This is a genomic window from Bacillus cereus group sp. MYBKT111-2 (genome assembly GCF_051915205.1).
In the GTDB taxonomy this organism is placed as follows: Bacteria; Bacillota; Bacilli; order Bacillales; family Bacillaceae_G; genus Bacillus_A; species Bacillus_A paranthracis.
The window spans coordinates 225002-238267 of the sequence record NZ_JBQAEG010000003.1; the positions used below are offsets into that span (position 1 = coordinate 225002).

Here is a 13266-nt window from a genome sequence, read left to right on the forward strand (position 1 = left end):
TCATATTAAAAATTAGGAGCAAATGATTGCTCCTAATTTTTGTTAAGCTGCTTTACGTCTCCATAATACATATGCAGAAGCAATACATAATACACCCATACCTACTTCTGTCGCTGCACTATGAGAAGATGCTCCTGTTTTTGGTAATGTGCTACCGTTTCCGGATTTTTTATGTTTAACCGGTTCGTTATCCACAACAACTTTTAAAGTGCCATCTTTTGTTTCTTGTTGCACTTGTTTTTGTTCTTCTGGTTGTTCAGTAACTTCTTTTTCCACCACAACATTTTCTGAATCTACATTTGGTTTTGGATTAATTTCAGTAACAGATTCAGTTGACCAGTCATAAATCGATTTTCCAAGATCTTTAAACTGAAGTAAAGCTAATAATGCTTGCTCTGTTGCCATTCCGCTACCGGTTTGATCGCCTGGTAACCATTTAAATTCACCATTTGGAAGTTGATATGACAATAGATTTTGCATCGCCTTATGTAGACGGTTTTGATCTACATCTTTCACAAGGGATAATCCAATAATAGCTTGCGCAGCACTATTAGAATTCTCTTGTCCATCAGCAGAGAAACCGCCATTTTCTAGTTGTTCATTATATAAGTATGCGACAGCCTTTTGCAATGCTGGTTTCACATCTGCTCGGTCTTGATAAGGAGCTAATGCTGATAAAACCATACCTGTTACATCAACGCTACTAGCACTATCTTTACTGCTTGCGCTATCATAAGTCCAGCCGCCATCTGTATGTTGCGCGTTTAAAAGTGCATCTACTAAAGCAACTCGATTCCATTTTGAATCTACTGGAATTTCATATTTTTTCGTATCAAATGCAAGTAAAGCAAATGTATAACCTGTAACAGAATTCACTTTATCTGATTCGTACAATTTTTGAACTAAATTATGTTCGCCTACCATTTTTGGGTCTGCATTCATTGCATTCATCATAATAATCGTTCTAGCTAAATCTGTCGCTGAAAAACGATTAACGCGCTTTTCTACCTTTTCAGTTACAGCCTTAACATAATTTAATTTCGCCTCGATTGGTATATTCTTTCCAGAACGAGAAAGACCTAGCGCTACCCAATCACTTTCAATTCCATCTTGTAACATCTTTTCAGACGTCTTAGAGATCGCGTCATTTACTTGTGCTACTGGAACTTGAATGTTCTCTTGCTTTGGTTGTTCTGGTTTTTCTTGTTTTGGATCATCCGTCTTCGGTTCTTCTGGCTTTTCTTGTTTTGGATCATCCGTTTTTGGTTCTTCTGGCTTTTCTTGTTTTGGATCATCCGTCTTTGGTTCTTCTGGTTTCTCTTGCTTTGGATCATCCGTCTTTGGTTCTTCTGGTTTTTCTTGTTTTGGATCATCTGTTTTTGGTTCTTCTACAGTTTTACAAGTACCAAATTTATCTAATGTTTGTTGTAATGTTTCTTGACTCATATTGTTCCAATCTGAAACAAATCGGAAAACAACAACATCTCCAGATTTTAATTTATAACTATCCGCTCCAACTTCTGCAGATTTATCATTTACATCATACAGCCAGCCACTTGTAGCCCCGGCCATTAAGCCATCAATGCCTTTTACATACGTTCCAAACGACATCGTTTCAGCTTCTACTTTGTCCCCCATGACTTTTTGTAGCAAGCTTAAAGCTGTTTCCCCATCTTTAATTTGCTCTTCTTTCGGACATAACATAATGCCCTTTTGTGATTCACCAATAATTGCAAGTTTTGCTGTATTTCCTTCAGCAAACGTAATATGTACTGTATTCGCAAAAGAAACAAATACAAGTGTAACTGCCATTAACGACGTAAGCAGCCATTTTTTTAACATTGCCATCCCAAAATTTCCTCCCTTACTACTATTCACACAAAAAAAGGCCCTTCAAGGGCGTGCAATTGACACTCTTTTTTTGTAAGTGTCGAACAAACTGTGCAACACCTCCTACCCGCATCATTCGCGGCTATATTTGTATAGGAAAAATAATTTTGTTCATGAACGTATCATTGTGATAACATTCACTTTCCTAGGCACAACTTACTTCCATTTAAGTTATCGTAAAACGATAAACCTATACATTCTGTTAATTTTAAATTTCTGTATTATTTTACTATTGACAAAGAATTTTGTCCATGCTTTATCGGATTTATTTTCTAAGAATAGTAACTTACTAACCTTTAACGATGCAAACTCTTTTCACTAATAATGACGCCATCTTCATCCACATACACATATTCATTCGGCTTCCATTCAACTTGCCCAAATTGCAATGAAATATTTCGTTCTCCTTTCCCTTCTTTTACACTTCTATTCGGCATTGTCCCTAACGCTAAAATACCCATATTTATATTCTTTAGTTCACTAGAATCACGAACGTATCCATATACAATAATTCCTGCTAGCTTTCTTTCCTCCGCAATAGCTGCCAAATTATCACCGAGTAACGCACAATTCGTAGACGCTCCCCCATCAACAACTAATACCGTTCCTTCCGGCAATGTTTGTAACCCTTCCTTCACTAGTACATTATCATCCTTCACTTTTACCGTTGCAATTTTCCCGTGGAATTGTTCTTTCTTCCCAAAAGATCGAAAAGACTGGCGACATATTTGTAATTTATTTTCAAACTCATCACATAGATCCGTAGTTTTCCACATCTTTTTCCCTCTTTTCCTTTTACTTTCTATTTAACATATTCTTGGATTATTTTCGTTTCCCTGTCTAATGTTGCAAGAATTTGTATGTGCGGGAAAAGGACAGAAAAACTATTGCCTTAATTGCCGTCATAAGGTAGGCTGAACGCTTTTGTTTCGCTCATAATAATTTTTGAGGGCGAATGTTTGTTTCTTTTTGTCTTACGATATAATGTAGATAAGAAGGGAATAGATTGTAAGACAACGAAATTAGATAATGATTATCATTCCGCTACTTGATCCAAAAGGAATTTCGATGAAGAACATATTCTTGTTCCATTTCTTTCTAAATATTAATTTATCAAAAATAATTTTAATACTCCCTCTAAGAAAAGCGGTGAAAACAATGGCCAGAAAGAAAGCAGTGAAAGTATTACGTAAACAAAAGAAAAGAGAAAACATGCAACGCTTCACGCAGAAACAGAATATCGGACGAGCTTGCCTCACAGCTAAAGAATTTCGTTTACTTCAGCGCATGTCACATAGTTCAAAAGCATTGCGAAATGTTGGATTGTACACGATTAAACAAAGTTATTTGAACGATAATAAAATGGCTACTATAAAAGAAGTGGACACTGCCATGCAAGCCGACACCAACTACTGGGGCATGCAATCAAACTCTGTTCAAGCGATTCGTAGAACCTTATTTACAGAAGTGAAGAGCTTTTTTAAAGCATTGGAACAGTGGAAAAAAAATCCTGAGAAGTTCACAGGTCGTCCGAAGTTCCCAAATTATTCTCGTTCCACCGACAAACGAATCGTTGAAATCTATCAAGTTCCAAAAGTAGATGATAATGGGTATTGGATGATTCCAATGAATGTGGCATTCAGAAAAAAATTCGGTTCTATTAAAATACGTATGCCGAAAAACTTAAAGAATAAAAAAATCTCCTACATTGAGATTGTACCGAAGCAAAAAGGTCGGTTCTTTGAGGTGCATTACACATATGAAATGCACGTTTCTCAAATGAAGAAACCATCCACGACTACGAGTAACGCTTTGAGTTGCGATTTAGGTGTAGATAGATTAGTAAGTTGCGTAACCAATACAGGTGATGCCTTCTTAATCGATGGAAAAAAACTAAAATCCATAAATCAATACTTCAACAAAATGATATGTAATCTAGGGCAGAAAAATATGGACAATGGAATTTCAAAACGTATTGTAACGAATAAAATGGCCGCACTTTGGCATAAACGAGAAAGACAAATAAACGGTTACATTGCACAAACAGTAGGTCTGTTGTTCAAAAAAGTGAAAGAATTCGATATAGATACGATTGTTATAGGGTATAACGCTGGTTGGAAACAAAACTCTCATATGGGGAAAAAGAATAATCAAAAGTTTGTGCAAATCCCATTTCAAAAATTGATGGCAGCAATTGAGAATAAATGTATAAAAGAAGGCATCCGATTTTTCAAACAAGAAGAAAGCTATACTTCAAAAGCTAGTTTTATTGATAAAGATCCGGTTCCGGTTTGGTCTAAGGATGATAAGACGCAGTATCGCTTTAGTGGCAAACGAATTACGCGTGGTCTGTACCAAAGTAAAGCAGGAACATGTATCCATGCTGATATTAATGGTGCCCTGAATACATTGCAAAAATCAAGAGTTGTACAATTGGATGACAATCTCAAAGTGAAAACGCCGATTCTATTAGAAGTACAAAAACGTAAGGCTGTTGCTTCGCGCATAGCTTAGTGGGTGCGTCAACCATCCATGTGTACGCGACTTGTCGGGGCTTGTAGCACACGCCTGATTCATCTGAGTGGTGGCTTCTTCCATAAGGGAGAACTGCTCTTTTTCGAAAGGGTGGTGCAAGTGGGAAAGCAATCGTTCGTTGCCAGTACCAACCAAAAACATACTTGGGGTGTTACCATAAGGTGGCATGAATGCTAGAGCGTCAACTGTCTAGCGATAGACGAAAAGACCTAGTGTTCTAACCCATGCCCCCACTGAAAGGCTTTATCTCAGTGGGGGGGAGTTGACTTAGGGACTTATGCTGGTTTTAATGCTACTATTTTATCGCCCTCACCTTTAGGCATTTCACAAAAAATCGCGAAACTCCCAATGTTTTCAGGAATTGGTTTACGCACAGCAATTTATATCTCTTTTTTACTTGCTACCATTCTATATATTAATTGGTACGTAAAACGCTTAAAAAATTCGAATAAAGGAAGCATACTCGGAGATAACTGGTTTCCAAGTAATGCTCTTTCAAGTGAAAAAGAAGCGCAGAAAACAGAAGTTCCTTGGACAATACGTCATAAATTAATTTTACTCGTTTCAGCTTTATCATTAATTGCATTTTTAATCGGCGCTTTTCGTCTACATTGGACAGACGTAGAAATGACTGCTACTTTTATTTTCATCGCAATTACAGCTGGAATAATAGGTGGTATGAAAGCAAACGATATCGCTTCTACTTTTCTAGCAGGCTGCCAAAATCTCATATACGGTGCTTTGATCGTCGGAATGGCTCGTTGTATTTCAGTCATTTTAGAACAAGGAAAATTACTTGATACAATTGTGAATCAGCTCGCACAGTCTCTCGAAGGACATAGCCCTGTATTTGGCGTAATCGGTATGTATGTAAGTAGCGCCGCATTACATTTCCTCATTTCATCCGGGACAGGTGAATCTGTTATTTTCATCCCGATATTAGCTCCATTAGCTGATTTCATGCACATTACACGCCAAGTTACAGTACAAGCTGTTATGCTTGGAGAAGGTGTAGTGAACTGCCTCAACCCAACTTCCGGTGTTTTAATGGGTGTCCTCGCAGCGAGCGGCATTTCTTATGGAAAATGGATTCGATTTATGGCTCCACTTGCATTCATTTGGTTTATTATTGGACTTATTTTTCTTATTGTTGGCGTGAATATTGAGTGGGGACCGTATTAAAACTATGAAACTTTCTCCCTATTATTTCACCGTTATCTTATAATAATGAAAAAAAGGATTGATTATAGTAATCAATCCTTTTCACTTGCATCTCTCAAAGCTAAATCTCTGCAGCTAATAAATTGTACTCATTGTCAAAAGAAGCATGGATTCTATGGCCACCAAATACATCTCCATCATTGTATTCACAATATATATCATTTTCTCTCATTACAATGTCCATAAGAGTAATAGATTGCTCAAATGTTTCTTTCGTCATATCATATTCTCCTGCATCTACAGCATCCCAATCTAAATGTTCATCATTCTCATCATATTCAGGCCAAAAATCATTTTTATACTCTATTAATTCTTCCGCTATAGCAAGCTTAGCTTTTTTATCAAATTCCTCTAAACATACATAAAGCTTTTCTGCTCTTTTCAGCATTTCACGTACTTGTACACGCTCATTTCTAACATCCAATTCCCAATGTACTTTTCCTTCGTTTTGTTCATATGTATGTAAAGTTTCATTAAAGATAAACATTCCAATTAATTCACTTTTTATTGATTTTTCCATGATTTTATTTCCTTTCTATCTGTGAAGGAGTAACTTTAATTGGCTTGATGGACATGTGACGATCCCCATACCCCTCAAAGGTATCCCACATTGAATTTTAACCCTGAATTTTTAGAGAAATGAATAGTCAAGATATGTATTTACTTTTGGTTTCCGATAATTTTTTTGTATTATTTTTTATGAAATGAACGAATAAAGCAATTAAAGGAAAAGCTGCTCCAATGAGTAAAGTTACTTCACTATTAAATTTATAGTACGTATAACTTCCAATCCATGAACCAAAGGCTCCTCCCAAAAAGAAAATAGTCATATATAATCCGTTCAACCTATTTCTTATCTCCGGATTCAAACTAAAGATAACTTTTTGGCCTAATAATAAATTTCCTGCTACACCAATATCGATGCAAATCCCTGAGATAAGTATTAAAATTACACTAAATAGTGAATGATCTTGAACAAAAAACAATAGTACAACAGATAAAAATACGAGTGCCATTGATACATTAGTCATTGTAAATATATAGCCTTTATCTGCGATTTTACCAATAGTAGGAGTTAATAAAGCTCCAGCTATTGCAACAAAGCCAAACAATGCAATTTCATTATTTGAGAAATGTAGCGGCTCTGACCTTAATAAGATTGGAATAACTGTCCAATACAGACTAAATGTTGCGAATAAACATGCGTGATAAAAAGCTCGTTGTTGTAACGGCGAAGTATGTATGAGTAGTTTTACCATAGAAGCTATTAAATTTGGATATAACATGTTACTAGTCGATACTACTTCATAATTGGGCAAAAATTTTATAATTACGAGTAATACAGCAACTAGGATTATTAATGAAAAAAGAAATACCATTCTCCAACCGAACCATTCAGCTATTCCGATAGATAATGGACGAGCAATCATAATCCCAATCAATAAACCACTCATTACTTTCCCCACATATTTACCCGTCTCTTCAACAGGCACAATCCTCATTGTTAGCGGAACTAACATTTGAGCAGCACAGGCTCCAATGCCAATTATAGTTGTTAATAGTAAAAAAAGAATTCCATTTGTCGAAATTAGCGTACCCATTAACGAAAGAATAGTAAGCCCGATAAGAATCCCTATTATTTTCTTACTTTTAAATAAATCTGCCATTGGTACGATAAAAAACAATCCCAGCCCATACCCAATTTGCGTCAAAGTAGTGAGCAATCCAGATAAATCAGAGGAGATATGCAAGTCCTTTGCAATGAATTGTACAATTGGTTGTGCATAATAAATATTTGCAACAAGTGATCCACAACTAATTGCCAAAATGAATATTAGAAAATTTGTCTTTTTAGTCAACGTTATCATCCCTTTCTTTTTCGGAACGTTCATTCCAAAATCATTAAAAAAGAAAGACTATAGTTCTTCAATAGTCTTATCCACTAAATTATAGGCTAGATATTTCTCTTTTTTATATTTGGCCATTATATTAAGGCTATGATTTAAACTTAATAAAGAATATGCAACTAATTCAGTATCAGCCTCTTGTGAAATTTCGCCTTTCTTTTTTCCTTCTTCGATAACTTGCTTAAATACTTTTTCAAGTTCATTAAAATCATTTATGAGTATTTCTTCTATGGCAGGATCAATTTTTCCAATAAGCAGTGAAGAATTTGTTATAATACAACCTTTTGGAATTTCATCTGAATAACATTTTTCAATATGTTGATAAAAAAAGGATGTAAGTGATGCTTTCGTGTTTATACCACTAAAAAGCAAATTTCTCTTTTGAGATCCATAGTTTTTATAATGTTCCAAAACTAGTTTAAATAATGCATCCTTATCTCCAAAACTATCGTAGAGAGTAGAGCGACTTATGCCCATCGTTTCAATAAGATCTGATATATATGTAGCATCATAACCTTTCTCCCAGAATAAATGCATCGCTTTATTTAAAGCTTGTTCTTTGTTAAAACTAATCTTTCTCCCCATTTAATAACACCTCCTATCATATAATTTAATATATTATTTCTGGAACGATAAGTCCACAAAAACATTTCGAAATCAAGTCTTTCTAAAGAGTTATATAAATTTATTAATAAAAAATCAAAAACACTTGAAGTTGACGTTGGGTCATTTTATATACTGTTAAGTAGCTACTATTTCGCAATTTCATAAAAGAAATTAGAAAAATGGGAGGTTTTCATATGAAACAGAGCGATATTATTATTTATGGATGTGTCATTATAGGTGCAGGTATTGGACTGCTACTGGATCATGGATTTCCTGGTGCACTAATTGGATTAGGAGCAGGCTACTTACTTAAAAATCTTCTTAGTAAAGAAGGTTAGAAGCGAAATAAGAAAATAATCGTTAAAGATAAAATCTTAATGTACAGAAAGGTAGGTTTATCAGTTGATACACATTAATAAAGTTGCAGAACTGACAGGCGTTACAGTAAGAACACTGCGTTATTACGATAAAATCGGATTATTAAAACCAGCATCCAAAACAGAGGGTGGCCATCGTTTATATACAAATGAAGAAATAAAAAAACTTCAGCAAGTTCAATTTTTAAAAAAGGTTGGATTTCCGTTACAAGAGATTAAACATATGCTCGACTTCAATGAGTGGGATTGGTCGGATAGTTTACAAAGTCAATTATCTTATGTAATAAATGAGCAGGAACATTTAAAGAAAATAGAATTATCCTTACGGGAATTGATAAATGGAATTGCGCTAGAAGGAGAAGAAAGCTGGATTGCGATTCAAAAGATTATGCAATTATCCAGCAAAGATAAAGATATACAACAGTATTATCGCGAATCTGTATTTAAAGAAAAAGAACTAAAACTATTGGAAAAGGTTCCTAAAATGGCAAGTGACTGTTCTAATTCACTTGAATGGATTGCTCTCATCGGCCAGTTAAAGCGTTATATGAAGGATGGCCCAAAAGCAACGAAAGTTCAAAATATCATAAGACGAATGGAGGAAAAACGCTTAGAAGAATTTGAAGGTGAGGATGAATTTTTAGATAAGCTTTGGGAGATACGGATGTCTCCAAAACAATCAGAGAAGCTAAATTTATATCCAATTGATCAAGATGTGCTTCAGTTTATGAACGAGGCATATGCCATTTTTATGACTGAAAAGAATCATCCCGAGTCGAAATAAGGGGGCACGAGCGATGGGTCAGAACAACTTCTCCTAATAGGCGGATTAGCTATATTAGATACGCTAAGCCCTACTACAATAGGAGTAACAATATATCTACTTTTAACAGATAAAGAGCGTCTCACGAAACGTTTATTCGTTTATTTATTGACGGTAGCAGGATTTTATTTTGCTGTTGGCGTTTCACTCATGTTAGGATTAGATTTTTTGTTTAAGTTTATTTCTGGCTTATTTCAAAACCGAATCGTAAGCTGGTCGTTCTTCATTATTGGTGTCATATTATTCATTGCAAGCTTCTATATTCCACCAAAGAAAAATTCAGAGATCCCCTCACCAAAATCAAAAAGCATTTTTTCAATGATCGCGCTAGGATTCACTACTACATTAATTGAAGTGGGTACTGCATTTCCTTATTTTGCGGCAATTGGTATACTTACATCCTTGATACAATGGTCTTCTATTTTAGCGGGATACAACTTGATCATGGTACTGCCCTCTCTCCTGCTGTTTCTCTTCTATCTCCTATTTGGTCGGTGGATGCAAAAACCTCTCGAGAGGCTTCGAATGAAAATTGCTAATAGTACAGAATCAGCCCTATCATGGATTATGTGTATAGTTGGCTTCCTCCTAATATTAAATAGCCTGGATTATTTATAGGGTATTTATAGAACCTACACTCAGGGGAATATGTTTGAAACTACAGAAGTACTTACACCTACCATTCCCCCACACCAGTTTGTCTTTTACAGGCAGTTACTCTCCCTTCCATCTTCCTCATATTCACCTAATTTTGATGTAAGAGTCCTACTACCGGGGATAAAATATGATTCCAGCCAATTTATAATTATTTCTTCCAGCTCTGGATGAAGTGGCTTTCTTGCCCCTTCTTCATAATTCTTTTTAAAATCTAATGCTTTAAACTCACCTTCAAAAACTTTCAAACTATGATCCATATTTTTTATTACATATACTTCAGAATCACCTTTCACATAATCACTGATCCGCTTAGCTCTTTCAGGGTCAGCCTGAATATCTTTATCACCAGCGATAGCTAGCACTGGACATGTTACTTGTTGTAAGTCTTTATAAATGTCATGCTGAAAATGCTCTCTAAACCATTTTGCGTTCATCGGTTTAAACCCAACTTTAATCGTATCTTTTTCTGTGTTCATCATTTTCTCTTTTATTTTTTCCATCTGCTTTTCTCCACGTTTTTCCACCTTGAGAAGACGCATTAACTTTCCTTTTATTCCTTTCTGCTCTTTTAGTTCTTTATATGCAATTTCTCTTTGTCTTTTCGTAGCTTCTTCTAACGATTCCGCAGCTCCTGTAAGAAGGATAAGCCCATTAACTGGTGTTCTTGCGTTTACTACAGTTGCCAACATACATCCTTCACTATGACCAGCCAAAATGATATTTTCTGGATCAACAAATGGTTGTTCTTTTAAATACGTAATCGTAGACTCTATATCACTAACTAAATCCCACATTCCAGTCTTCAGAAATTCTCCGTCACTCTTTCCTACTCCGCGTTTATCAAAGCGGAGCGTCACTACTCCAAGTCTCGCCATTACATGCGCTAAATCTTTATATACGTTCGACGCAAGCTTTAGCGGTACGATCGTTCCATCACGATCAACCTCCCCAGATCCAGCAATAATGACAACAGTCGCATACTTCCCGTCAGCTTTCGGTTTAGTGAGTGTACCTTGCAACGTAAATTCACTATTTATCGCTACTTCATATTCATCGAAGGTCATTATATTAGTCCTCCTTCTATTCAGTTATATCTAATTTGAATTTCAAACTCGCTATTATATTTTTGTACTCTCTTTCATCTTTCATCGGAGTGAAAACTGGATTCTCTGCAATACTTTGTAACATGCTTCGCTTTATAATCTCTTCATTTCTAACCGTTTTAGCGCCGAGCGGAAACTCTGCAAACCATCCGTCAATCGCATCAAAATAGGAATCACCGTGTAAATGTAGACTATTTACTGTAAAGCTCGCCGCACAAACCGCTGCATATTTCCGTAACATTTCTAATGCTCTTTCAAAATTGCCTTGCATACAATATACTTGTGCAGCAGCATAGTATACTTTTAAAGTCATATTAGGATGTAATGTTTCTATTTCATATATATCTATTAACATAAAAGCTCTATTCAAAATCACCTCTACTTTTTCAACGCTTGAGGCATTTACTACTACATAATTCGGTATTGTCGCAACGAGTTGTATTAAATGTTGATACATGCTAATTTGCATTATTTCATTCGCCTTTTTAGTATTTCCAAGCATTTGATACGCCTGTGCGATTAAATCTTCCTCTGGAACGTTAGGACGTATCGTTTCACCAAGCAATTGCAATACTTCATTCGGTTTATTGAGTATAAGATAGCAAGTTGCTTGAAACGATACCGCCTCTTTCACAAGAGAAACATCATCACTTTCTTCCTGCACTCTGCTAAAGAGATTCATTGCTTCTTCTAAAATTTCAATTCTTTTATCCGTATCCTCTGTTAACATATGGTGATTAATAAAAAGTAGTCCCATTTGAAGTAATAACGGAAAACAAGAATAATATTTTTTGATTATTTCTCTGCACTCCATCATTACTTCATCAAACGGTTCTTCACTAAAAGCTTCCGCTAGTCTATGATATAAATTTTTAATATCTTCCTGTTTCATTTGCGGTGTATAACTAATTAGTTCATCTATACTAATGTTAAAGTATGATGCTAACAGTGGTAAAAATGTAATATCCGGATAACTCTGCCCTGTCTCCCACTTAGAAACAGATGCCTTCGTAATACCGATATACGCCGCTAACTCTTCCTGTGTAATTCCCTTTTCTTTTCTCTTATCCGCAATTACTTTATGAATGTTTATCTCCTTCACATCATCACCTCATACTTTTATTATATGCTTTTACTTCACACAAAATATGGATTTAAAGTCGACTTTCGTTAACAAAATCAACTGTTAGGAAACATGTCTCTAAAATCAAAGGCAGGGACATATTTGATATGTCCCTGCCTTTTTATTGTGGGGTACCGATACATGGCCATCTAGCTAAGATTTTGAAGTGCTTCAAAATCAAACATTTCATCTCACCATAGTTTTCTATGAGATTCCAGTGAACAGCTTATTTATATAGTTTTCGAAAGCGAAAGTTATTTTAAAATTCTATGTTTCGATTTTTTCTTTACCCTTACGGATAAACCACCATATCAAAGCCACAAATAGCACGAAAAACGGTATTATTTGAATAAAGAAAAATCCTTTCCAAAAATAAAGTGGATTATTATATATAAATTCTGTTGACGCCTCATGTTTATAAGAAACAAACGAACCTACCAAACAAGAAATTGGAATTGTAAGTACATTTATCGCTAAACAGATTATTATCAATGATAAATTTTTAGCCTCAATTTTGGGTGAAACAGATAAGAAAAATAAAAATATTGAAATACCGGATATAAGAAACAATGGTATTACATAAAAAATCAACATAATATCCCTCCATGATTTTGATTGTACCATCAGCAAAAACAATTTTGATAACCTCACATGAATGGAGTATTCATGTGAGGTTATCAAAACGTCTCATTATCGGCATCAATGAAAAGAGGAAAACATATTCTCACAAGAGAACCTTCTTTTTTTACATGGATCCATGTATTTTTTATACATTCCTATCCTAGCTCAGTTTTAAAATTCTCGTTTGTTACTGAATTAGCTGAAAATCCACATAAAAATTTGCATACTCTTAACCTGGGAATTTTCTAAAAACCTGACGATATCCCTCTCATAAAATCTCCTTTTGTACAGAAATAATAGAGTGCTATAAAAATACTGGTCATATTTTTCAGCAATTGGGCCAGATTATAGAGTGATTTTATTAATTGCGAATCAATCGTTTTGCATTTCATATAATCTTGCC

The 13266-nt window shown here is 35.1% G+C and carries 12 protein-coding genes and 1 pseudogene; 5 read left to right on the forward strand and 8 right to left on the reverse strand.

Features of this window, described 5'->3' with window-relative positions:
* Nucleotides 1-42 precede the first annotated feature (42 nt).
* Nucleotides 43-1848 (reverse strand): DUF4430 domain-containing protein, encoded by a 1806-nt coding sequence (locus ACTFNE_RS09915; RefSeq protein ID WP_270705945.1) that lies wholly within the window; start codon nt 1846-1848, stop codon nt 43-45.
* Nucleotides 1849-2186: 338 nt separating this feature from the next.
* On the reverse strand, nt 2187-2666 hold the full coding sequence (gene rraA / locus ACTFNE_RS09920; protein ID WP_046198429.1) for a ribonuclease E activity regulator RraA: 480 nt from the start codon (nt 2664-2666) through the stop codon (nt 2187-2189).
* Between the two features lie 382 nt (nt 2667-3048).
* Between rraA and ACTFNE_RS09925 the strand changes: the two genes are divergently transcribed.
* Nucleotides 3049-4404: an RNA-guided endonuclease TnpB family protein gene (locus tag ACTFNE_RS09925; RefSeq protein ID WP_046198476.1), complete on the forward strand. Its 1356-nt coding sequence runs from the start codon at nt 3049-3051 to the stop codon at nt 4402-4404.
* A gap of 288 nt (nt 4405-4692) precedes the next feature.
* Nucleotides 4693-5607, forward strand: a pseudogene (locus ACTFNE_RS09930) (Na+/H+ antiporter NhaC family protein); the annotation flags it as partial.
* A gap of 100 nt (nt 5608-5707) precedes the next feature.
* Here the strand turns inward: ACTFNE_RS09930 and ACTFNE_RS09935 are convergent.
* The 3 genes from ACTFNE_RS09935 to ACTFNE_RS09945 all read right to left on the reverse strand — a co-directional run bounded on the left by ACTFNE_RS09935 (nt 5708) and on the right by ACTFNE_RS09945 (nt 8138).
* Complete coding sequence (locus tag ACTFNE_RS09935; RefSeq protein WP_046198428.1) at nt 5708-6166, reverse strand: DUF2262 domain-containing protein; 459 nt, start codon at nt 6164-6166, stop codon at nt 5708-5710.
* Nucleotides 6167-6293: 127 nt separating this feature from the next.
* Entirely contained in the window at nt 6294-7514 is a 1221-nt protein-coding gene (locus ACTFNE_RS09940) for an MFS transporter (RefSeq protein WP_082112674.1), read from the reverse strand.
* Between the two features lie 48 nt (nt 7515-7562).
* On the reverse strand, nt 7563-8138 hold the full coding sequence (locus tag ACTFNE_RS09945; RefSeq protein WP_046198426.1) for a TetR/AcrR family transcriptional regulator: 576 nt from the start codon (nt 8136-8138) through the stop codon (nt 7563-7565).
* Between the two features lie 215 nt (nt 8139-8353).
* Here ACTFNE_RS09945 and ACTFNE_RS09950 point away from each other — a divergent pair, with 215 nt between their 5' ends.
* The 3 genes from ACTFNE_RS09950 (at nt 8354) to ACTFNE_RS09960 (ending at nt 9977) form a co-directional block, all read left to right on the forward strand.
* A complete protein-coding gene (locus ACTFNE_RS09950; protein ID WP_046198425.1) occupies nt 8354-8497 on the forward strand; it encodes a hypothetical protein in 144 nt (47 codons plus the stop codon).
* Between the two features lie 64 nt (nt 8498-8561).
* Nucleotides 8562-9320, forward strand: a complete 759-nt coding sequence (locus ACTFNE_RS09955; RefSeq protein WP_046198424.1) for a MerR family transcriptional regulator — start codon at nt 8562-8564, stop codon at nt 9318-9320.
* A gap of 36 nt (nt 9321-9356) precedes the next feature.
* Entirely contained in the window at nt 9357-9977 is a 621-nt protein-coding gene (locus ACTFNE_RS09960; RefSeq protein ID WP_046198423.1) for a GAP family protein, read from the forward strand.
* 86 nt (nt 9978-10063) lie between these two features.
* Here the strand turns inward: ACTFNE_RS09960 and ACTFNE_RS09965 are convergent, their stop codons facing one another.
* The 3 genes from ACTFNE_RS09965 to ACTFNE_RS09975 all read right to left on the reverse strand — a co-directional run bounded on the left by ACTFNE_RS09965 (nt 10064) and on the right by ACTFNE_RS09975 (nt 12836).
* The gene (locus ACTFNE_RS09965; protein ID WP_046198422.1) at nt 10064-11080 is read right to left on the reverse strand and encodes an alpha/beta hydrolase family protein; all 1017 of its coding nucleotides are present in this window, start codon (nt 11078-11080) and stop codon (nt 10064-10066) included.
* Between the two features lie 16 nt (nt 11081-11096).
* Nucleotides 11097-12221 carry a helix-turn-helix transcriptional regulator gene (locus tag ACTFNE_RS09970; protein WP_270705944.1) on the reverse strand — a complete coding sequence of 375 codons (1125 nt, stop codon included), beginning with the start codon at nt 12219-12221 and terminating at the stop codon, nt 11097-11099.
* 288 nt (nt 12222-12509) lie between these two features.
* Entirely contained in the window at nt 12510-12836 is a 327-nt protein-coding gene (locus ACTFNE_RS09975; RefSeq protein ID WP_046198420.1) for a hypothetical protein, read from the reverse strand.
* Between the last annotated feature and the right edge of the window lie 430 nt (nt 12837-13266).